Here is a 23,114-nt window from a genome sequence, read left to right as displayed (position 1 = left end):
CGAGGAATTTCACCGCGCGTGGGGCGCGAGGGTTTCGTCGCCGGCGGTCGTGATGTGCACGTTGCGAATGATCAGGTGGCTCTTGACCGTGCGAAAACCGAAGTAGCCTGAGCGCAACGGAGCGGGATCGGCGTAGGAAAAGATGCGTTCGCCGTCGCGCCAGAATTCGGCGCGGCCATCGCGCGCGACGAGCTTGAGGTGGTAAACGCGGTTGGCGGTCAGCAAGATGGCGGGGGCACGCAAGTCGTGTTGCGGCAACAACGGCCGTGCGCCGGTCCCGGTGTAGCGGCGGAAGCGCGTAGTGGTGTTTTCATTGCCGCCGTAACCGACGTAGTAGGTCGCGAGCGAATCGTAATCGGTAAAGCGTCCGGTGCGATGCGCGGTCGAGGCGATCAAGCCCGCGGGTTCGCGCGGCGTGTCGGCCATCCAGAAGCAGTTGAGATCGGAGAGGCGGTCGCACGGGCCGCCGTGCATGACGACTTCGGCATCGTAGGTGATCTCAACTGGCGCGACGAGCCGATGCCGATACCAGACGGTGCAGCCATCGACGTCCTCGATCACGAGCGCGCCGTTCGCGACCGTCACGTGACCGCCGGGCATTTGTTCGACGAGCCAATCGTTCAGGTCGGGGGTAAACGGCACAGTGCCATCGGAAGCGGCGTGCGCGAGGGTGCCAAGCAGCAAGGTCGCGAATAGGTAACGCAGGGGCATGGGAATGAGGATGCGCGGGGAAGGAAGCGCGTCTACACCAGTTCGCTCAGTTTCGTGGCGGCGGGGACGAGCGGCACGAGGTCGGTGAGATTGACGGGCAGATTGCGTTTGATGGATTCGACGGCCGCGATGCCGACGAGGATCGACGCGGCGCCTTGTTCGTGGCCGGCAAAGCGTTGAAACGGGTCAGTCGCGGGGGCATCGGGCGAGAAAAAGGAGTGACAGAGCACCGCGTCCGCGCCGCCATGGGCACCGCTCGCCGGGGGAAGCGGCACGAGATAGCTGGGCTGAAAATGCGGGTAGATGCGGATGGACTCGCCCTCGGCCTCGGCGCCGGGTTGGTCTTCGATTTTGAAGTCACCCGGGCGCACGGCGCGATTCATGTGGGTGCCGATGAACTCGCTGTATTCGAGCCGGCCGCGGTCGCCGTTCATCGTCACGCGCATGCCTTCGCGCGGACTGTAGGCGGTGAGCGAGTAGGTGAGGACTTCGCCGGTGCGATAGCGGACGTTGAGCGACATCTGGTCGAATATGTCGATGTCGTCGCGAAACACGTTGCGATCGCGCAGGTAGCCGGAGTCGGCCTCGGCGGCGCGATAGAGGCCGCGAAAGGATTCGCTTTCGTCGAGGTCGAGTCGGAAGGGATCGCCCTTGGCGCGCGGTTCGCCGGTGTAGCGGGGGTAGGCGGCGAGGTGGCCGTCGCCGCGAGCCTCGGCGTTTCTCCGACCGTAGAAGACGAGATCGCCATAGGCGAAAACCTGGGCGGGGATCGCATCGAGCCACCAGTTCACCAGATCGAAATGGTGCGTGCTTTTGTGCACGAGGAGCGTGCCCGAATCGGCGGCGTGCGCGTGCCAGCGGCGGAAGTAGTCGGCGCCGTGATTGGTATCGAGGAGGTATTCAAGATTCACGGAATGCACGCGGCCGATGGTGCCGGCGGCGAGGAGTTCGCGGACCTTGGTGCGGAAAGGCCCCCAGCGATAGTTGAACGCCACGCGCACCCGGCGGCCGGAGGCGCGTTGCGCTTCGAGGATGGCCTGGCATTTCGCAGCGTCGATGGTCAGCGGTTTTTCCGTGATGACGTCGCAGCCGGCGAGCAGCGCCCGGATGATATAGTCGTGGTGGGTGCTGTCCTTGGAACAGACGAAGACGACGTCGGGCTTGGTCTCCGCCAGCATCGCGTCGAAACGATCGGCGGGATACGCGGGGACGGCGTGATAGCCCCAGGCGCCGGCCAGCAAACCGTTGTAATAAGCCAGGCGAGCAGGACTGAGGTCGCAGAGCGCGACGAGCTCGTTGGTGGCGCGGTAGGTGGTGACGAGCGGCTCGATGAAACTCATGGCGCGGCCGCCGGTGCCGACGAACGCGAAGCGTTGGGGTGGCATGGTGAAAATCCGCGCGGTGGCGGGGACCCAACAAATCCGTCCGGCGAGGGGTGGCGCAATCGTCAAATGCGTCGGACCGTCCGAGCATGTCGGCACTCCTCAAGCACGAAAATTTGCGGCAACGTCACGCGTCCGTTCGTGAAAACCGTTTCCCTCCCGATCATGAAAAATTCTCTTTTACCCTTCCTGCTGATCCTGTTGACGGCCGGGACGACCGCCACGGCAGCGGAGTTTCCCACGGAGTGGGTCGATCCGGCGACGGGTCATCGCGTGGTGCAGCTCTCCCGCGAACCCGGCACGCACAGTCTCTACTTCAACCAAAACGCCTACACGCCCGATGGGCGAAAACTCATTGTGACTTCGCCGAGCGGCATCTCGACGATCGATCTGGCCACGCGGGCGATCGAACTTGTGGTGCCGGCACCCGCCACCGTCATTGTGGTGGGGCACAAAACCGGCGCGATTTATTATTCGAAACGCGAAGGCGCGGAAAACTGGATCTACGCGGCGGACCCCGAAACCAAGGCGATCCGCAAACTCGTGCGCGTGCCGCGCGGCGGCGTGGCCACCGTCAACGCCGACGAGACCTTGATGGCCGGGACTTTTTCCGCCGTCGATGAAGAGCACGGCTGGCAGCGCGGAGGGGCGGCGGACAAGACCGACAAGAAGCGCACGATTGGGCAGGCGGAGTATACGGCGAAATGGCCGGACGGCACGCCCATGGTGTTTGCCGAGGCGAAGGAATACCGCCTGCACGAGCAACTCGCGCGCATTCACGCCGAGCCGCCGCGGTCGCTCTTCACCCTCAATCTTACGACGGGCGAAGTGCGCGTCATTCACCGGGAGAGCGAGTGGCTCAACCATCTCCAATTTTCGCCGACGGATCCGGGTTTGCTGATGTTTTGCCACGAGGGGCCGTGGCACGAGGTGGATCGACTTTGGACCATTCGCACGGATGGCACGGGCCTGACGAAGGTGCACACGCGGACCATGAACATGGAAATCTGGGGCCACGAGTGGTTCGGGGCGGACGGCAAAACCATCTGGTATGACTTGCAGACGCCGCGCGGCGAAGTCTTCTGGGTGGCGGGCTACGACGTGGCGACGGGCCGGCGCACGTGGTATGCGCTCGATCGCAACGAATGGTCGGTGCACTTCAACGTCTCACCGGACGGCACGTTGTTCGCCGGCGACGGTGGAGACCGCGAGATGGTGGCGCACGCGCCTGATGGCAAATGGCTCTACCTGTTTCGCCCGCACGGTATTCCCGATGTCGCCGGCATCAAAGCGCCCAACGCGGCGGGTTTGATTCATCCCGGACGGCTGGTGGCGGAAAAAATGGTCAACCTGTCGAGCCACAACTACAAACTTGAGCCCAACGTCACGTTTTCGCCGGATCAGAAATGGCTCATCTTCCGCTCGAACATGCACGGCGCGACGCAGGTGTATGCGGTCGAGATTGCGAAGGCGAAGTGAGCTTACATCGCGGTGAGCAGGGTGACCGCCATCGCGTTGCAAGGCGTGGCGATGCCGTGCTTGCGGCCGAGGCGGACGATGACGCCGTTGCGCGCATCGACCTCCATCGGACGACCGGCGGCGCGGTCGGCGTGCAGGGAATTGATCGCGTTGGGCGGCGCGGCCTGCTCGCGGGCGATCACGTCGTCCACTAGTGAATCCGGCAAAATCGCCCCTTCGGCGCGGCCCACGGCGATGGTTTCGCGCACGATCGCGCGCGCGAGCTGGGCGACTTGCTCGTCGCGGACGACACAGGCCGGCCGCAGCAGCAGGGCGGAGACGACGCCCGCGGCGTTCACGCAGAGTTTGCGCCACGCGGCGCTTTTGAAGTCGTCGGTCAGACAGGTCGCAATCGTAGTGTCGGCGAACAGGCCGGTGAAGTCGCGGCCGTGTCGATCGTCGGCGACGGTCAACAAGCCGCGACTGCGTTGCCGGATGAGGGAAGGTTCGATGCGCTCCGCCGAGAGGTCGACAACGACGGGCAGCAAGCGGTCCGCAGGCACAAACGCGCGAAAGCGTTCGCGGTGCTCCACACCGTTTTGCAGCACCGCCACGACTGTTGCGGGACCGCACAACGGACCAAACCACGCGGCGGCACCGGCGGCGTCGTAGCTTTTGGTGGTGACGAGCACCCAATCGACGGTCGGGGCGGCGTCGGGCCTGATGACTACGCGGGGGCGGACGGAGAGCGGGCCGTCCGCTGTTTCCGCGGTGAGCACTTCAATCGGTCGGCGCGCGCACAGGACAACGTCGTGCCGGCCGGTTTGCATCAGATGCGTTGCGAGCACTCCGCCGATGGCGCCGGGTCCGATGATGGCGACACGCGGCATGGCGATCAGTTGCCGCGCGGGCGGACGTCGCTGTGCAGCGGGCTGGCGGGCAGGTGGAACGACTGCGGATCGTCGGGTTGCGCGGGGTCGAAGCCGGTGAAATCGGGCGCGAGATGGGCGGCGAGCGGCAGGTCCGCGGTGCGAAGCCCTTGCGCCACGCATTTGGCGAGTTCGTAGGCGCCGTAGTTGTTGTGATGCGTGGCTTCCCTGCCGTGATTGCCGAACGCGAAATGGGCACGTGCGGGGCCGAGCGTTTCATAAAACGCGACACTCAGGCGATCGAGATCGATGAGCGGCACGTGTTCTTCTGCGGCGACTGCGCGCACGGCTGCGGTGTAATCGCCGTGCGTGTTCCTGATTTTGCCGTGGGCGTCGAAGGTGCGGCGCTGCATCGACGTGACGAGCACGGGCATCGCGCCGCGGAGACGCGCCTCAGCGATGAACACGCGGAGGTAAGCCTGATAGGTGGTGTGAGCCTCGACGTAGGTTTGCGGCCAGTTTTTCTTCTCATCGTTGTGGCCGAATTGGATGAAGAGGTAGTCGCCGGCCTGGAGCTGCGAGAGGATTTTGGCGAGGCGCAGCTCGGAGAGAAACGACTTCAACGTCTCGCCGGATTCGGCGTGGTTGGCGACCGCGACGCCGGTGAGAAATCGCGGCAGCATCTGGCCCCAACTTGCGCCGTCCTCCCAGCGTTGATCAGTGACAGTGGAATCGCCGGCGAGAAATACGGTGGGCACTTCGACGGGTTCGACGCTGATCCGGCGCACGAGCGGGGCGCCGTCGAATTCGAGCGTGAGTTTCGCGTCCCACGTGAAGGAACCGTGCTCGCGATCGTTGAGGGCAACGGCGGTGCCGCCGGGGGCGTTGGGCGGGGGCGGCGGAAGGGCGGGCGTCCGCACATTCACGATGACGTCACGGCTCACGGTTTCGCCGGGAGCGGTGAGCACGTGTTCGAGCATGAGCCGGCGCGATTCGGCTTTGACCGTGGTGTCGCCGGCGGTCGGGCCGCCGAAGGTGATGGTAACGCGGTAGTTTCCCTCGGGCACGGCGACGGAAAAGAAAAACGGCTGTTTGTCGGGCGTGGGGGCGGTGCCCAGATCGTAACCGAAACCGCGTGAGGCACTGAACGCGTCATCCGGCGTCCGGTTGCTCAGGTCAAAGTGCCGCGGGTTTCCGTGGGCGGACAGAAATGGCAAGAGCAGCAGAGCCAGGAGCTTTTTCACGGTTGAGAAAGGTGACGTGTTGTGAGCGCGCCGGCGCAACGGTGCGCGGAATCAAGCGTGCGAGTGGGGTGACGCCGACGCGGGCGGCCGAGAGGAGAACTTTAGAGAGTGAGCACGACCACGGATTTGGACGGCAGGTTGATCGTGAGATTTTCGCCGGAGAGGGTTGCATCGTGGAAGGGCTGCGGAACCACGACCTCGGGTTGCGCAAAGGTGTTATGCGCATTCATCGCCGGCGCGGTGAGCACGCGGCCGGCGATGTCGTGAGGCGCGAGGCCGACGAGCCGGCACGTCACGGTGACGGCCTCGTGCGGGTCGGTATTTACGAGCGACAGATGAACGTTGCCTGCGGCATCGCGCGAAGCGGAGGCGCTGACGGCGGGAATGCGTTGTCCGCCGTAGGTGTAGTCGGGCGACGTGAGATCGAGGTGGAGGGTCGTGGCGCCTTGATGAACCTTATACATTTCAAAAACGTGGTAGGTCGGCGTGCGGATCATGTTCGCGCCGTCGGTGAGGAGGACGGCCTGCAGCACGTTCACGGTTTGCGCGATGTTGGCCATCGCGACGCGATCGGCATGCGCTTGGAAGATATGAAAATTGAGCGCCGCCACGAGGGCATCACGCAGCGTGTTTTGCTGGTAGAGGAAACCGGGGTTGGTGTTGGGTTCGACATCATACCACGTGCCCCATTCGTCGACGATCAAGCCGACGCGTTTGGGCGCATCATATTTATCCATGATCGCGCTGTGCCGCGTGACGAGTTCGTCCATGCGCAAGGAGCCTTGCAGCGTGGAGAACCATTCGTCTTCGGCGAACTGCGTGGCGGAGCCTTTGTGCTGCCAGTTGTCTTTTGGGAGGGTGTAATAGTGCAGCGAGAGACCGTTCATGAGCGGCGCGGCCTGCCGCATGAGAACGTCGGTCCAGTTGTAGTCAGCGCCGTTGGCCCCGCAAGCGATGCGATTGATCGGGTGGTCGGGTTGGTAGTTTTTGACGAAGGTATTATAGCGCCGGTAATTGTCGGCGTAGAACTCGGGCGTCATGTTGCCGCCGCAGCCCCAGCTCTCGTTGCCCACGCCAAAATACTTGACGGTCCACGCGGTGTCGCGGCCGTTGGCGCGGCGAAGATTGGCCATCGGCGAATCGGCGTTGGAAGTGAGATATTCCACCCACTCCATCATCTCCTGGACGGAACCGCTGCCGACGTTGCCGCAGATGTAGGCATCGCAGCCGAGTTGTTCCACCAGGTCCATGAACTCGTGCGTGCCGAAGTGGTTGTTTTCGACCACGCGGCCCCAATGAGTGTTGATCATGGAAGGGCGTTTCTCGCGCGGGCCGATGCCATCCTTCCAATGATATTCGTCGGCAAAGCAGCCGCCCGGCCAGCGCAGGACGGGAATCTGCAGTTGCTTCAACGCGGCGACGACGTCGTTGCGGATGCCGCGGGTGTTGGGGATCGGCGAGTCTGGACCGACCCAGATGCCTTCGTAAATGCAACGGCCCAAATGCTCGGCAAAATGGCCGTAGATATTGCGGTTGATGACTGCGCCGGGTTCATCGGCGCGGAGCGTAAGGTCGGCGTGGGGGACGGGGGTGGCGGACGCGGAAAGGTTCATGGCGAAAAGAATCGGAACGAGACGCAAGTGGGAGAGTGGAATCATGGGGTGGGGCGGAGTGCCAGCCGAACGGCGTCGGCGAGCTGCACGATGGAAACTGAGGAACGAGGGCGCCGGCGCACGCGACGAGATATCGGACAGTTCGCGGCGGCGCGGGACGTGGGCTTAGCGGGGATCGACGTGCTCATCGGCGATGGCATCTTCCGCCGGCGCGTGCCCGGCGGCGTCGGTGACGGTGAGGGAACCGCGCAACCGGATGTCCGTTGACGATGCGCCGACCATGACCGTGAAGCGACCGGGTTCGACGACCCACTGGCCGGAGGCGTTGTAGAGTTGGAGCTGGGCGCGTCCGAGCGAGAAGCGAACGCGTTTGGTTTCGCCAGGGGCGAGGGTCACCCGCGTAAAGCCGCGCAGGGCGAGATCGTAGGTGGTGACCGAACTGTAGTCGTCGCGCAGATAGAGCTGCACGACTTCGTCGCCGGCGCGCGGGCCGGTGTTCGTCACATCGCACGCGACGGTGAAGGTGTCATCCGCGGCGGCGCGAGTCGGCGTGATCGCGAGGTGATCGTAACGAAACGTGGTGTAGCTGAGGCCGTGCCCGAAGGGGAAGAGGGGGCCTTGCACCTGGCCGAAATCGCGCGCTTGGGAACCGGGGTGGGCGGGAAAGTTGAACGGAATCTGCCCGACGCTTTGCGGAATAGTGAGGGGAAGACGCCCCGAAGGATTGGCTTCGCCGAGCAGAATGTCGGCGAGGGCGGTGCCACCGGCCTCGCCTGGAAACCACAGTTCAACGATGGCGGGGACGTGCTTCGCCGCCCAGTTGACGCTCAGCGGCCGGCCGTTGCTGAGGACCAGGACGAGAGGTTTGCCGGTCGCATGCAGCGCTTCGAGCAGTTCCTCCTGATAGCCGGGCAAGTTGAGGCTGATGCGACTGACGGACTCGCGGCAGAGTTCATCGGTTTCACCGAGGACCGCGATGATGACATCCACCGTTTGAGCCGCGGCGACCGCTTCGGCGATCCCCGCTTGAACGGCGGCGGACGGCGGTTCCTTGAGCACGTCGCTGGCGGGCCAGTCGGCGTCCTTTACGTCGACGCCTTTGACGTAGTGCACGTCTACGCCGGGGCCGAGTTTGGTCCGCAGTCCTTGAAGGGGCGTGACGAAATCGAGGCGTTGCGCGCCGTAGCGCGACCACCAGCCGTGGGCGTCATCGGCAAGCGGACCGGCCACGAGGACGTTGCGCAATCGGCTGCGATCGAGCGGCAGGGCGGCGCCGTCGTTTTTTAGTAACACGATCGCTTCGTGAGCGGTGCGGGCGGCGGTGTGGAGATGGGCGGGCGCGCGCACCACCTGGTCGGTGGCGGCCGGGTTGCGACGATACGGTTGATCGAAGAGGCCGAGCCAATATTTGACACGCAGGATATCGCGCACCCGTGAGTCGATCACCGCCATCGAAATTTGCCCATCGCGCACGAGTTCGCGCAAGGGTGTGGCGTAAGCCTCCGGCGCCGTAAAGTTCGTGCGGATGTTCAGCCCGGCCTCGACGGCTTGCCGGATGGCATCGCGGGCGGTCGGCGCGGTGCGATGCTTCGTATGAATGAATTCAACGGCGCCGCTGTCGGAAACGACGTAGCCTTGGAACCCCCACTCGGCGCGCAGGATTTCGGTGAGGAAACGGTGACTCGCTTCGATCGGCACGCCATCGTAGTCGTTGTAGGAAGCCATGACGCCGAGGGCACCGGCTTCGCGCACGACGCGCCGGAACGGCTCAAGGTAGAGCGTTTCGACATCGCGCCACGTGGCATGTGGATCCGTGCGCGCCTCGCCGTCGCGGCCGCCCTTCGGAATGCTATAGACGGCGAAATGTTTTAACGTCGAAACGACGCGCTCCTGTTGAATCCCGCGGGCTTGTTCGACGCCGAGGGTGCTGACGAGAAACGGATCTTCCCCGTAGGTCTCGATGGTTCGTCCCCAGCGGGGATCGCGCGCCAGATCAAGGACGGGAGAGTAGACGTTGGTATAGCCCAAGGCGCGCGCTTCGCGTCCGGTGATGCGGCCGATCTCGCGGACCAAGGGAGCGTCCCACGTGCTCGCCACGGCGAGTTCAGCGGGAAAACTCGTGGCGCGGGAGTGGAGCAAACCGCGAATGCCCTCGTTCGTGAAATCGACGGGAATGCCGAGCCGCGTTTGCTCGATGAACCAGCGTTGCACGGTGTTCAGGGCGCGGGTGTGCAACGACCAAGGCAGGTCGTGCACGGGGTCGGGAAGATTGTTAGTCCAGCCGGTATTGCCGTTGATGTGTTCGTCGATGTTGCCGATGCCGTCGCGCCAGAATGCGTTTTTCCACGCAGCGGTCGGGAGCTCATCCTGAAGCACGCGGGGATAACCGTAGAGGGTCGTCATCTGCGCCGTTTTTTCGTCCACGTTCATGCGACCGAGCAGATCCGTGATGCGCGCTTCGACTGGCTGCGCGGGATCTTCGTAGGGGTCCTTCACGCCGTTTTTGTTCAAGTCGATCCAGCCGCGGTGGTAGATGGCGGTGTCGGTGGCTGAGTCTCCAACAAAGGCGTCGGCGGATGGCGGGACGGCGAACGAGCGGGACGCCAAAGCGAAAACGCCGGCCAAGGCGCACGCGAGGAGGAGGATGCGGCCGGAATGACGAGTAAACATAGGGCAGGGGAGCGGAGGCCGGCGAGGGGGGCGCGCCGACTGGAGAAGACGAGAGGAATGCCCGCAAGGGAGGCGGATGCGGACAATCCGAAACGACAGCGGCTTTTCGCCGCCCGCCTTTGCTTGCACGGTGGGTTTTCTGCAACCCCCGACACTTTTTATGGATTCTCCCGATCTTTCGTTTGGCGACTTCACGCTGCCTGGTGAAGCCGGGCACGAGCAGTTAACGCTCCGTCTCGCGCAGCAGTGGGGAGCGGACACGATCCGTGACTCCGATGGCACCCAGTTGTCGCCGGCGATTGTGCAATCAGGGCACGCGATCTACTCGACCCTGTGCCTCGTGCGCTCCGTCCAGCCGTGGGCGCGTGAGCATCGCGACCAGTTGCAGCAGAATTTTCTCATGAGTTTTCCCGTGGTGGCGGAGAAGACGCAGACGACGATCACCTTGCTGGCGGGCTATTTCACGGAGCAGTTTTCCGTCAACGCCAAGGCGAGTCCGAAGCGGTGGTGGCAGGTCTTCGATCGCACGACGGGCGCGGAAGTCCCGAAAGCCCGGTGGCGGTTCAACGCGCCGAAAGGCACGGTGACGATCGAACGCACGCAGGCGGGGCATACCTACACAGTCAACTTTCTCGCGTTCCGTCTGTGGGAGGAGATCTCGATGTATAACCACCTCACCAACCACTGGGGGGATCGAGAGCACCTCGCCGCCGTCGATCCGATGCAGCCGGCTACGCAAAAAGTGCTGCTGACCTTTCTTGCCCGCTGGCTGACGGAGCATCCCGACACAAACGTGGTGCGCTTCACGTCGATGTTTTACAACTTCGCGTGGTTCTGGGGGGCGGATCACCAACGCCTGCGCGATGTGTATTCGGATTGGGGCGATTACGCGATGACGGTGAGCCCGCGCGCGCTGGTCGCGTTCGAGAAACACGCCGGCTATGCCTTGTGCTCGGAGGATTTCGTCCACGGCGGACTCTACAATTCGACACACAACGCGCCCTCGCGCCGCTACCGCGATTACATGGCGTTCGTGCACGATTTTGTGATCAAGTTTGGCCGGCAGTGCATCGACCTGGTGCACCGGCACGGCAAGAAAGCGTATGTATTTTACGATGATCACTGGATCGGCGTGGAGCCGACCAGCCCGCGTTTTCGCGAGTTTGGTTTCGATGGCCTGATCAAGTGCGTGTTCAACGCCTTCGAGGTGCGGCTTTGCGCGCACGCCCGCGGCGTCGCCACGCATGAGCTGCGCCTGCACCCCTACCTCTTCCCGACCGGGCTGAAAGGTGAGCCGACCTTCAAGGCGGGCGGAAACCCGACGCTCGATGCGAAAAATTTCTGGATCGATGCGCGCCGCGGAATTGTGCGGGCGCCGATCGATCGCATCGGCCTCGGGGGCTACCTCTCGTTGGTCGAGCCGTTCCCGGATTTTCAGCAATATATCACGGAGGTCGCCCGGGAATTCCGGCTGTTGAAATCGCTGCATGCGCGCGGCCGGCCGTGGACGGCGCCGTTCAAGGTGGCGGTGTTGACGGCGTGGGGCGATCTGCGTGCGTGGACTTGCTCGGGACACTTTACCGCGGGAGTGCAGCTTTACGATGTGCTCGAATCGCTGGCCGGTCTCGCGCTGGACGTGCAATTCATCAGTTTCGACGATTTGGTGGCCCAAGGCGTTCCCGCAGGCGTGGAGGTCGTCATCAACGGCGGCCGTGCGGGGTCGGCCTGGAGCGGCGGACACTGTTGGGCGGATCCACGAGTGGAGGCGATTTTGACGCATTGGGTCCAGCGCGGCGGTGGGGTGGTGGGGATTGGTGAACCGAGTGCGTGGCCGCAGCCCGGCCGGCAATTCCGACTCGCCTCGGTCTTCGGTCTCGACCGCGATCGCGGCGAGCGTCTGGCCAACGGAAAATTCAAGTTCACCAAACCAGCCGGAATCATCGGCACGCATTTTATTACAACCGATACGCCCGTCGGGACGGCGTTGGACTTGGGGCACGACACGGACGGCCTCTTCGTTCTCGGCGCCGGAACCCAGGTGCTGGCGGAGAACAACGGTTCTCCGCGCCTGACGACGCATGCCTTCGGGCGCGGCAGGAGTGTTTACCTGAGCGGCTTCAAATTCACCTATAACAACACGCGATTGCTGCACCGGGCGCTTTTCTGGGCGGCCTCCCGCGAGGACCAATGGGGCGTGTGGCAGTCGGAAAATGTGCGGACGGAAGCGACGTGGTTTGCCAAAGCGCAAAAGCTGGTGGTGCTCAACAATGCCGGATCGCCCCAGCATACCGTCGTGACGTTGGCTGACGGCAGCAGCCGGCAGAAAGTCGCCCTCAAAGCCCACGGGATCGCGGTGCTGGACGTGTGACGTTGTCGGCGGGTTGGCGAGCGGCGCACGGTAGGGCGCGGGGCGGCAGATCGGTGCCGGCACGCGCGACGTTCCGACTGTCAAAGAGCGCGCCGGTGGCCTTGTGAATTGCCGGCGGCACATTCCCGCCGCGCTCGCGCCAGACCATGTGGCGCCGCCCTCTTTCAATTCACCCCCTCGAACTTTCCCCGCCCAAAGTCCCGGAGCGCTGCGGCGCGCTGGCGATCAGCAGGGCATTGCCCACGGTCATGAACATTGCCTCCTCTTCTCCTGTGCCCCGAGCGGCAGTGATCGGCGTATCCGGTTACGGGCGCATTCACCTGCAATTGTTGCGCGAATGCCGCGCGCGCGGAGAAATCAAGCTTACGGCGGCCGTCGTTATCAATCCGCAGGACGAGGCCGAGAATATCGCCGAGTTGCGCGCTCACGGCTGCGCGATCTACGACACGTATGAAGCGATGCTCGCGCACGAGGCGGGGCAAATCGACCTTTGTCTGATTCCGACCGGCATTCACTGGCACGCCCAGATGACGCTGCACGCTCTCCGCGCGGGCGCCAACGTGCTGGTGGAAAAGCCGCTCGCGGCGGCCGCAGCGGATATCGAAGCCATCGACCGCGCCGAGCGGGAGACGGGTCGGTTCGTGGCCGTGGGGTTTCAGGACTATTACGAGAGCGGCACGCAATGGCTGAAGGAGCAGATTCACCGTGGTGCGATCGGCGAATTGCGAGCGGTGCGATTTCTGGGCATCTGGCCGCGGCCGCGAAGCTACTATTTGCGCAACAACTGGGCCGGGCGCCTACACGTAGGCGCGCAGTCCGTGCTCGATTCGCCGCTCAACAACGCGTTCGCCCACTTCGTGATGCTTGGTTTGTATTTCGCGGGCGCCGGTCGGGACGATGCCGCTGCGGCGGTCATCGAAGGCGCCGAACTCTATCGTGCGCACGCGATCGAATCGTTCGACACGGCAGTAGTGCGGCTCCGCACCGACCGCGAGGTGCGGCTGTGGCTGGGGGCGAGTCACTGCTGTCGCCCGCAGTTCGAGCCGGAAATCAAACTGATCGGCACAGCAGGTTCGGCCGGCTGGAGTTATGAAAACGAGGCGTGGGTCACCACCGCGACGGGCGACAGCATTCGCCGCCGAGTCGCCGATATCACGGGCGCGAGGCGCGAAATGATGGCGGCGGTGCTGGCGCGGTTGCGAGACCCCCGCGTGCGCGTGTGCCGGCCCGCCATCGCCCGCCGCCATGCGGAGATGGTCTTGGCGTTGCATGCGCATTCGGCGATTACGCCCGTTTCTTCGGATTTGCTCGCCTGGTCGGGCGATGCGGGATCGGACGCGGCGATACCCATCGTAAACGGGCTGGAAGAAGCGATGCATAGCGCGTATCGCCGCCATACTTCATTGCAGGACGCGGGCTTCGCTCCCGCGCCGGAGGCGCTGAAAGCGTGATGGCTGCGGGCGACATCGCTCGGCGGCGAAAGGTCTTGCGCGGTGGCGCGGCGGGAAAGATTTTGCGGCGCTCCGGTTGCGGCATCGAACCGCCGAATCGACATCTGCGAGAACGTCAATCGGACTGTCTGAGGAGCGGTCAGATTGAGTGAAATATTTCTGCACGCCTTGGTGTGCCTGTTCCAAGGCGACCCCAACGCCGATTTTTACCATCCCCTCACTGTTTGCGCGTTCCCTAGGAGCGAAATCCTATTCTCTTTCGCTCTCTGCTCGCAACCTACGACTCATGACCTCACACCCCACACCTATCCGTTCCGGAGGCCGGCTGAGCCTATCGGTGCTGCTCCTCCCATTCCTGGCAGCTACCTTGTTTGCCCAAGGGAATCCCCAACCGGCGAATGACTCCGGGGCGTCAACAGCGACGCCCAAACAGAAAACGACAGCCGAGTCGCTGCCCACGCCTGAGGAGGTGGAGCAGCTCTCGCCGTTTACCGTCAGCACCACGAAGGATTCGGGCTATTTTGCCGCCAATACACTGGCGGGTAGCCGCATGAACACCAATCTGGCGGATCTGGCGTCGTCGATCTCGGTGGTGACCAAACAGGAGATGGAGGACACTGGCTCCACGGATATCAACGACGTCTTCCGCTACGAGGTGAACACCGAGGGTTCGCTGACCTACACGCCCGGCACGCAGAGCATGCGCAATGACGGCGTGCTCGACGTAAACGCGGGCGGCACGCAAGGGAACAATACCACGCCCTACACCAACGCGCAGGCTAATCGGGTGCGGGGACTTGGTTCGCCGAGCTCCGCGATCAACTACTACCCCTCGATCGCAGCCGTCCCGTTTGATTCGTATAACACCCAGACGGTCGAAATCAGCCGCGGCCCCAATTCCATGCTGTTCGGCCTCGGCAGCCCGGCCGGCATCGTCAATCAGAGCACCGCGCAGGCGCAGTTGAACAAACGTTCCGCGCAAGTCTCCCTGCGCACGGATCAATACGGTTCCTTCCGCAGCTCGATCAATTTCAACCAGGGTTTGATCCCGGACAAACTCGCGATTTACGGCGCAGCGCTCTACGATGACCGCCGCTTCGACCGCAAGCCCGCCTATGACAAAACGAAGCGATACTACGGGGCGGTCACCTACAAACCTTTCAAAACCACGACGCTGCGGGTCAATGCGGAGAAATACGATAACAACAACCGCCGGCCCAACACGCTGACGCCGCGCGATTACGTCACGCAGTGGAATCTCGCCGGCCAGCCCTATTACGATCCAATCACCAAGAAAATATATAGTTTGAAGTCGGGGCAGGAGCTCGGGATGCGCATCAACGACGCCGCGTCGCCCTACGCCAACGACCTTCGCACCTTTATCGAGGCTCGGCCCGGGTTCGACCCGAGCAAGTGGAATGCGGCCAAGACGCAATACAACGGCATCAATATTTTCGGTAACAACAGTTGGGCGGTTCCGGCCGACTGGGTCGCTGGCACGCCTTCGCCGAATATCCTCTTCGTCCCGGGCATCGGCGAGGCCAATCAAGGGCGCAGCATTATGCAGATTGCCAACAGTCAGCTCGTGAACTGGTTCCAGCCCACCTGGCAATACAAGTATCTGCCCAACTTCGGCACGCCCGCCAATCCCGCGGCCAACCCGTCGACCGGACCGACCAACGCGGCAATCTACGCCAATCCAGCATGGGCGGACATTTACACCCGCACTTATACGTCGTCCGCGCCGTGGACGGCGGCGGGCAATGGCATCGCCGCCGCCAGTTACCGCTATCCAGGCGTGACCGACCAATCCATCTACGACTGGCGCAAGGTGAATATCAACTCGATGAATTTCGGTTATCAGGAAAACACGAACTACAACGTTGAATTCGAACAAGAGCTGCCGGCGGATCTCTTCCTGAGTGCCGGTTGGTTTCGTCAGGACTTCTTTCAGCGCACGAATTACACGGTGGCGCAACTCAACGTCGCGACCCTTTTTGTCGACACCAATAAGAATCTGCCGGACGGCACGCCGAATCCCTACTTTGGCAAACCTTATCTCGAGGACCAGGATCCCGATAGCTACATCAATGGCGAAATCGACGATCACTATCGCGCGATGCTCGCTTGGACGCCTGATTTCCGTCAGAAAAGCGGATGGCTAAAATGGCTGGGCCATCACCAAGTCCTCGGCTTGTGGTCGAAGGATAACTATCTTTCGACGACGATTCGCCAGCGTCTCGCCTATTTGAATAGTGCGACCGACGGCGGACGCTTTCGTTACCTGCAAAATCCGAATAATAATGCGGATGGCTCGCCGACGGGTTGGAAGCATTTTCCCAGCAATAACTCAACGCTGCGCCGGACCTACTATCTTGCCGCACCCGGCGACCCCAACGGCGTTGTGACCCAAGCCGCAGGAACATGGAATCCCCTGAATTACACGGGAAATATCACCGCCTATGACTACGATACCAGCAGCTTTCAGTCCTTTAATGTCAAAACCGGATTCGATGACATTGATGCAGGCACGGTGCGCAACCAGCGCGTGGTCGACTCCATCAGCGGCGGCATCACGAGCTACTTCTGGGGCGATCGGCTGATCACCACATTTGGTGTTCGACAGGATAAATATAAAGCGCGGGTCACCAATACGGGGACGACCGCAATCAAGGACGCAGCGGGCAATGTGATCGCTCCTGCCATCACCAATGCGCAGAAGTGGGTGAATGGAGAATTCCAGCGCGACTTTCTGCTTAACCGGTGGGGGCCCTATAACGAATTGACCGGCACCACCCGCACGTTGGGCGGGGTGGTGCGGCCGTTCAAAGGGTGGGATTCGATCGAGACTTCGGCGAATAACGGATCCGAATGGTGGCGCTTCGTGCGCAGCGTGGGATTCAGCTATAATCAGTCCGACAACTTCAATCCCCCGCCGCAGGCGTTGGGTGATTTCTATGGCAATCCGCTCCCCAAACCGAGTGGCGAAGGCAAAGACTACGGTGTGCAATTCACCTTGCTGCAAGACAAGCTCTTCGCCCGCGTCACTTGGTTCAAGGCGTCGAATCTCAATGAGAACATCGCTGCTCCCGTCGTGTTCGGCCGTCTTTCGAGCAACGTCGACCAGACCTTGTTCAGGAATTGGGCGCGCACCATCGCGTTGATTAACATGGGCAAGGATCCGACCGCAGATGGTTTCGGGACCAATCTTAGCACGGCGGATGAAAATGCGGTGCAGGCGGCGGCGGAGAAAATTTGGAAGATTCCGTATAACTACTACGAGAGTCGTCCCTATACCATCGGTGCCACGCGCAATGCCGAGGCCAAAGGTCTTGAGGCGGAAATCAACTACAATCCGACCCGCGATTGGACGATGAAGTTCACCTTCGGCAAGCAGGACACCAAGTATGCCAGCGTGCTGAAAGAATTCCAGCCATGGGCCGCCGATCGGCAGGCGGTTTGGGCGGCTGCGAAGGCGAGCGACTACTTGCTGCCCCAATATCAAAACCTTGCGACCTACACGACCTCGGGCGGCCGGCAGGTGGATTTGACCAACTTCCTCACGTCCTACGGTTACAATTCCTCGGTCTTTCCGGAGGCCGCCAATGCTTACGCCAACCCGCAGGCTTACTATGCCGGAGTGGTGGCGCCCCAGCTCGCCCTCGATAGCGATCTGCAGGGACAGTCCGTGCAGGGCCAGCGGAAATACCGTTGGTCGTTTCTGACGAATTATAACTTCACCGACGGTTTCCTGCGGGGATTCACGGTGGGCGGTAACGAGCGTTGGGAGTCCAAAGCCGTCATCGGCTATTACGGCAAGGCGAGCGGCGTGAACAAATATGCGGGACAGCCCGTGATGGATATCTCCGATGTCACACGTCCAATCTACGATAGTCCCAATTATTACACTGACCTGTGGATCTCGTATCGGCATCCGATTCTCAACGGCAAGGTGGGGATGAAGATCCAGTTGAACGTTTCCAATGTGTTCGAAAACGGTGGCTTGCGGCCGGTGGCGGTGAACTACGACGGTTCGCCTTACGCGTTCCGCATCGTCGATCCGCGTCAGTTCATGCTGACCACAACGTTCGATTTCTGAGTTCGGAGGTTTGTTTGTTTCCTCAGACTCCCTGACCCACGGTCAGGGAGTCTTTTTGTTTTGGAGCCGTCGCATCGACTCCCGTCGCGGGCTCGCGAACTGTCCGAGTCGGACATCCTTTTGAGGCGAGCGGGCGTCGCTACGCTCGAAGCGTTTTCCCGCTGCGTAACGTCGGCCACGGATGGCGGTTGATTGCGCAGAGACGACCGTTCCTTGCGCGCCTGCGCCCGGCCAACCATTTCCTTTTCACCCCATGTATTTTGGCAGTCTGCACGTCGTCGACCTGCTGGTCATCCTGGCTTACCTCGCGCTGGTCATTTACATTGGGCGGCGGGCGTCCAAGTCGAATATGAGCGAGGAGGGCTTCTTTCTCGCGGGCCGCAAACTGGGCAAGCTCTACCAGTTCTTCCTCAACTTCGGCAACGCCACCGACGCCAACGGCGCCGTGAGCACCGCGAGTCTCGTTTACCAGAAGGGCGCTTCCGGCGTCTGGTTGTCACTGCAGACGCTCTTCATGAATCCCTACTATTGGTTCATGAACGCGTGGTTTCGGCGCGTGCGGCTCGTCACGGTGGCGGATTTGTTTGAAGACCGTTTCGGCAGCCGGTCGCTCGCGCGCTTCTACGCGATATTTCAAATCTTCGCGACCGTCGTGGTCATCATCGGCTTTGGCAATCTGGTCGGTTACAAGGTCACCGCGTCGCTGTTGGTCAAGCCCGAGGCGCGGTGGACGGCGGCCGAGCGCGCCTCGGTGGCAGGGTATCACGAAATGAAGCAGCTGGAGGCGACGCAAAAGACCGCGCCGCTCGCGGCGACGGCGGTGGCGCGACTCGGTGAATTGCAGGACCAGAACAAGCGCGGCGAGCTGCGCAGCTACATTTCATGGCTCGACAGCCCGACGGGCAAATGGAGCTACTACCTGATCTATACGCTGATCGTCGGCGGATACATCGTGATGGGCGGCATGGCGGCGGCGGCGGTCAACGAGGCGCTGCAAGGGTCGTTGATCGTGGTGTTTTCCTTCATCCTCATTCCGTTCGGCCTGCAGGCCATTGGCGGTTGGAGCCAGCTGGCGGTGCGCGTGCCGCCGGCGACGTTCGATCTGCTGGGCGGCGGCACCAGCGGCATCGGTGGCTGGGAGCTCGCCGGCATCTTCCTCATCTCCATCGTTCAAATCCACGGCATCATCGGCAACATGGCCGTCTCGGGCTCGGCGAAAAACGAATTTGCGGCGCGCTTCGGCGCGGTCTCCGGCACTTACGCCAAGCGCGTCATGATCATCCTCTGGGCTCTGTGCGGACTGATCGCCATCGCCTTGTATCAGGGAGCGGCGACGCTCTCCGATCCCGACGCCGCGTGGGGTTCGATGGCGCTGCTCCTGCTCAAGCCCGGCTTTCTCGGCTTGATGATGGCGGGCCTGCTGGCGGCCAACATGTCCACCGTGGCGTCGCAGACCATGGCGGTGTCGGCGCTCTTCGTGCGCAACGTTTACAAATATCTGCGTCCCGCGACGGATGAACGCGGCATGGTTGCCGCCGGCCGCTGGGCGATCGTGGTGATTTTGGCGACCGGTGTTTATGCCGCCGCGAGCATGGACGATGTTTACTCCGTCGTGCAGTTGCTGCTCACGGTCAACGTGCCGTTTGGCGCGGCGGTGATGCTGATCTATTTCTGGCGCCGGCTGACTGCGCCGGCGGTCTGGACCGCGGTGATTGTCTCGGCGTTGCTCAACATCATCTTTCCCTCGTGGATCGCGCCCCATGTCGATGCCATCGCGCGCAACCCCGCGTTGACGCTGCAGGTCGGCGAACCCGGCCGGACCTCGGCCGTCTACTTTGACAGTGTGGCGCGGGTCGATCCCGAGGTGCAGACAGGCGCGCTGATCGGGTTGAAGCGCTTTCATTTCGAACTCTATGTGCTCGACCATCTCGGGTTGAAGGTGCGGGCGCTGACCCCGAGCGGGCGCAATGCCGCGCGCTTCATCTACGACGGCCTGTTCCCGTTTGTCGTGTTGATTCTCGTCAGTCTCGTGACGCGTGCGCCGGAGCGTGCACGCACCGATCAATTTTTCGGCAAAATGAAGACGCCGGTCGGCGCGACGCCCGAAGCAGAAGCCGCGGCGATGGCGGCCACGCGGGATCGTCCGCACCGCTTCGATGACACCAAGCTTTTCGGTTCCGCCTCCCAATGGGAGTTCACCCGGTGGGACAAGGTGGACGCGATCGGCTTCATCGCCTGTCTCGCCGTCTCGGGCGGCATTCTCGTTTGCTTCTGGATGTTGCTGCGGGCCGCGGCGGCGGCGTGAGGCAGCGTTGATGTTTCGAATCCTTTCCTGTCATGAAAATCAAACTCACCTCCCTCTCGATTTTGAGCGCCGGCGTGCTGGCGTTGGCGGCCACACTGCGGGCGGAAACACCCGCGCCCGATTTGAAAGTGAATCCGCCCGCCACGGAAAACGCCCTCAACCCCGCTTTGCCGACGATCTTTGTGGCGGGCGATTCCACGGCGGCGAAGAACAACGGCCATCCGATCCAAGGGTGGGGCGTGCCGTTCGCAGAGTATTTTGACGCGACCAAGGTCAACATCGCCAACCGTGCGCGGGGTGGGCGCAGCAGCCGCACGTTCATCACGGAAGGACTCTGGGCCAAACTGCTGGCGGAGGTGAAGCCCGGCGATTTTGTGCTCATCCAATTCGGCCACAATGATGCCGGTGCGATCAACGCCGAGCCACCGGGTTCGAACCGGCCTCTGCGCGCACGCGGCTCTTTGCCCGGCCTCGGGGACCAAACCGAGGCAATCGACAACGTCCTCACGCATCAACCCGAGGTCGTGCACACGTTTGGCTGGTATATGCGCAAGATGATCGCCGACACGAAGGCGAAGGGCGCCACGCCCATCGTGCTGTCGCCCACGGTCCGGAATATCTGGGCCAACGGCAAAGTGGAGCGCGATCTCGGTGATTATCGCCGTTTGGCGCACGACATCGCCGAGCAGGCCGGCGTGCCGTTTGTCGATGTCACGCGCATCCTGGCGGACGAGTATCAAGCGATGGGTCCGGAAAAAATGGCGGCGAATTTCCCGCGCGATCACACGCATACCAACACCAGCGGCGCCGACTTCACGGCGGCCGCGGTCGTCGCCGGACTCAAGGGCCTGCACGACGGTCCGACGTTTGCGGATTTCCTTTCCGCAAAAGGCCGAGCCGTGGCGGCTGACACCATCGGCTGGCTCAATCTGCCGGAACCGGCGGACCCGAAACTGCCCACGCTTTTTCTCATCGGGGATTCGACGGTGCGCAATGGCCGCGGTGACGGCGCGGGCGGCCAGTGGGGTTGGGGCGACGAACTCGCGCCGTTTGTCAACCTGGCGAAAATCAATGTCGTCAATCGCGCCATCGGCGGTCTCAGCAGCCGCACGTTTCTCACGCAAGGGCATTGGGACCGCGTCTTGAATCTGCTCAAGCCGGGCGACTTCGTGGTCATGCAATTCGGCCACAACGACAACGGCCCGCTCAACGACAATTCCCGCGCCCGGGGCACGATCAAGGGCACCGGCGGGGAGACGCAGGCCATCGACAACCTCCTCACGCACCGGCACGAGATCGTGCACAGCTACGGCTGGTATTTGCGCCACTACATTCAGGCAGCGCGCGCACACGGCGCGGTGCCGATCGTTTGCACGCCCATTCCGCGCAAGCAATGGCACGACGGGAAAATCAAACGCAACCAAGCCGGCTACGGCGGGTGGGCGCAGGAGATTGCCCGCGAAGAAAACGTGCCCTGCATCGACCTCGGCGAGCTGATTGCGGAGCGTTACGAGCAGATGGGCGGGGCGAAGGTGGAACCGCTCTTTGCCGACGGCCACACGCACACGAGCCTGGAAGGCGCCAGGATCAACGCCGCCATCGTGGCGCACGCGTTGGTGGACCTGCCGGCGACACCTTTCAAAAGTGATTTGAACGCCTCGCGGACCGACACTCCGCGGTGAAGGCGGTCAAGCTGGGCCGACCGCCGGTTTCACTTTGCGTTTCGCGCCTGTCGCGGCGGCCGCTTTGCGCGCGGGGAGGGTGGGCCCTTCGAGCAATTTAATTTTCAACGTCGTCAGCGATGGCTCCGCGGGAACCCCGAGTTCGTTGTGCAGCAATTGCGCAATGACGAGTTCAGTGGCGCGCGCACCGAGCTCTGCGGCAGGTAGCTGGAGAGCGGCACAATCACCATCGGTGCGGAGCGAATTGAGGCAGACAAAGGCATGCGTTTCGGGAATACGCGCGCCGCACTTGGTCATCCAAGCCATGGCTTCGGGAAAATGTCCCAGCACGACATCCGGCTTATGTTTTCGGAACCATTTTTCGAATTGGGGTTGGGTGACCGATTCGATGCGGAGCGGCGGCACTTCGGTGATTTCCGGCAGATATTTTTGCGTCGCGAGGTAGGCGCCCTCCCAGCGGAACTGCAGCCGTTCGTCCAGCGCGATCTCCATGAACAAACCGGGCCGGCGGTAGCCGCGCGCATATAATTCCTGCAACAGCGTGACCATGGAACGATAGTGATCGGCGCACACGCAGTGCAGTGGCGGGTGGTCGATCAAATAGTCGGTGTAAACGGCCGTGTAACGGTGCCAGCTCAGCTCGGTCATGTCCGGAAAACCGGCGGCGGGCAGGAGCACGAGGCCTTGGATGCCGCGCGCGAGGAGAATCGCATCGAGCCGGCTCAACCGCAGGCCATGCGGTCCGATTTCGAAGTTCTCCACCTTGAAACCGAGCTCGCTCGCGCGCCGGTTGATGCCGTCTTTAACGGCCTGACTGTAGCGCAGGCTCTGGGGCGCGCGGTTGGGCTCGACCAACTCGATGGCCGCGATCACGCCGCGGAATTGCTGACCGCGCGATCGACGCAGTTGCGACATGACGGCGCCCGTCAGGGGATTGTGTTTGTAGCCCGCGGCATCGGCGGCGGCGCGCACGCGCGCCATGGTCTCGGCATTGACCCGGGGCGAGCCGCGCAGAGCGTCGGAGACGGTGGTGCGGGAGAGGCTGAGTTCGCGGGCCAGGGTCCTGAGCGTGGGGATCGACATGGGGCGAGTGAGGCCTCGCAGCTTGCCCGCGCCGCTTCAACGAAAATTCGTTCAGTCCGAATTTGTCCGGTCGGAGCTCGCCGCCGCGAATTTCGGACTGTCATAGCGACGCCGCTTTGCGCTGCGCCGGTGGGTCTTTCACGTTCCCGCATCCCCCGAGCAAACACCGCAAAATTGGT

Annotated in this window: 13 protein-coding genes; 6 read left to right on the top strand and 7 right to left on the bottom strand. The window is 62.7% G+C overall.

Annotated features, from left to right (window positions below; all coding sequences use genetic code 11):
* Positions 1 to 9: 9 nt before the first annotated feature.
* Both K0B96_RS10435 and K0B96_RS10430 read right to left on the bottom strand, forming a co-directional pair.
* A complete protein-coding gene (locus tag K0B96_RS10435) occupies positions 10 to 711 on the bottom strand; it encodes a DUF6250 domain-containing protein (protein ID WP_220160846.1) in 702 nt (233 codons plus the stop codon).
* A 32-nt stretch (positions 712 to 743) separates the two neighbouring features.
* Positions 744 to 2,096, bottom strand: coding sequence for a Gfo/Idh/MocA family oxidoreductase (locus K0B96_RS10430; RefSeq protein WP_220160845.1), 1,353 nt, complete (start codon positions 2,094 to 2,096; stop codon positions 744 to 746).
* A 162-nt stretch (positions 2,097 to 2,258) separates the two neighbouring features.
* Between K0B96_RS10430 and K0B96_RS10425 the strand changes: the two genes are divergently transcribed.
* Complete coding sequence (locus K0B96_RS10425) at positions 2,259 to 3,572, top strand: oligogalacturonate lyase family protein (protein WP_220160844.1); 1,314 nt, start codon at positions 2,259 to 2,261, stop codon at positions 3,570 to 3,572.
* A 2-nt stretch (positions 3,573 to 3,574) separates the two neighbouring features.
* Here the strand turns inward: K0B96_RS10425 and K0B96_RS10420 are convergent, their stop codons facing one another.
* From K0B96_RS10420 to K0B96_RS10405, 4 genes are all read right to left on the bottom strand, one after another.
* On the bottom strand, positions 3,575 to 4,441 hold the full coding sequence (locus K0B96_RS10420; RefSeq protein ID WP_220160843.1) for a 2-dehydropantoate 2-reductase: 867 nt from the start codon (positions 4,439 to 4,441) through the stop codon (positions 3,575 to 3,577).
* A 5-nt stretch (positions 4,442 to 4,446) separates the two neighbouring features.
* Positions 4,447 to 5,664, bottom strand: coding sequence for a rhamnogalacturonan acetylesterase (locus K0B96_RS10415; RefSeq protein WP_220160842.1), 1,218 nt, complete (start codon positions 5,662 to 5,664; stop codon positions 4,447 to 4,449).
* A 101-nt stretch (positions 5,665 to 5,765) separates the two neighbouring features.
* Positions 5,766 to 7,277 (bottom strand): alpha-N-arabinofuranosidase, encoded by a 1,512-nt coding sequence (locus K0B96_RS10410; protein ID WP_220160841.1) that lies wholly within the window; start codon positions 7,275 to 7,277, stop codon positions 5,766 to 5,768.
* A gap of 165 nt (positions 7,278 to 7,442) precedes the next feature.
* Complete coding sequence (locus K0B96_RS10405; RefSeq protein WP_220160840.1) at positions 7,443 to 9,947, bottom strand: glycoside hydrolase family 3 N-terminal domain-containing protein; 2,505 nt, start codon at positions 9,945 to 9,947, stop codon at positions 7,443 to 7,445.
* A 160-nt stretch (positions 9,948 to 10,107) separates the two neighbouring features.
* Here K0B96_RS10405 and gnpA point away from each other — a divergent pair, with 160 nt between their 5' ends.
* The 5 genes from gnpA (at position 10,108) to K0B96_RS10380 (ending at position 21,852) form a co-directional block, all read left to right on the top strand.
* Positions 10,108 to 12,315, top strand: coding sequence for a 1,3-beta-galactosyl-N-acetylhexosamine phosphorylase (gene gnpA / locus K0B96_RS10400; RefSeq protein ID WP_220160839.1), 2,208 nt, complete (start codon positions 10,108 to 10,110; stop codon positions 12,313 to 12,315).
* 248 nt (positions 12,316 to 12,563) lie between these two features.
* Positions 12,564 to 13,766 (top strand): Gfo/Idh/MocA family protein, encoded by a 1,203-nt coding sequence (locus K0B96_RS10395; RefSeq protein ID WP_220160838.1) that lies wholly within the window; start codon positions 12,564 to 12,566, stop codon positions 13,764 to 13,766.
* 286 nt (positions 13,767 to 14,052) lie between these two features.
* Positions 14,053 to 17,865 carry a TonB-dependent receptor plug domain-containing protein gene (locus K0B96_RS10390; RefSeq protein ID WP_220160837.1) on the top strand — a complete coding sequence of 1,271 codons (3,813 nt, stop codon included), beginning with the start codon at positions 14,053 to 14,055 and terminating at the stop codon, positions 17,863 to 17,865.
* 253 nt (positions 17,866 to 18,118) lie between these two features.
* On the top strand, positions 18,119 to 20,170 hold the full coding sequence (locus K0B96_RS10385; protein ID WP_220160836.1) for a sodium:solute symporter family protein: 2,052 nt from the start codon (positions 18,119 to 18,121) through the stop codon (positions 20,168 to 20,170).
* 32 nt (positions 20,171 to 20,202) lie between these two features.
* Positions 20,203 to 21,852: a rhamnogalacturonan acetylesterase gene (locus tag K0B96_RS10380; RefSeq protein ID WP_220160835.1), complete on the top strand. Its 1,650-nt coding sequence runs from the start codon at positions 20,203 to 20,205 to the stop codon at positions 21,850 to 21,852.
* Between the two features lie 6 nt (positions 21,853 to 21,858).
* Here the strand turns inward: K0B96_RS10380 and K0B96_RS10375 are convergent, their stop codons facing one another.
* Positions 21,859 to 22,935: a LacI family DNA-binding transcriptional regulator gene (locus K0B96_RS10375; RefSeq protein WP_220160834.1), complete on the bottom strand. Its 1,077-nt coding sequence runs from the start codon at positions 22,933 to 22,935 to the stop codon at positions 21,859 to 21,861.
* Between the last annotated feature and the right edge of the window lie 179 nt (positions 22,936 to 23,114).

The organism is Horticoccus luteus, from assembly GCF_019464535.1.
Classification (GTDB): domain Bacteria; phylum Verrucomicrobiota; class Verrucomicrobiia; order Opitutales; family Opitutaceae; genus Horticoccus; species Horticoccus luteus.
The sequence above is the reverse complement of the archived record's forward strand: the minus strand, read 5'-3'. Positions and strand labels throughout refer to the sequence as shown.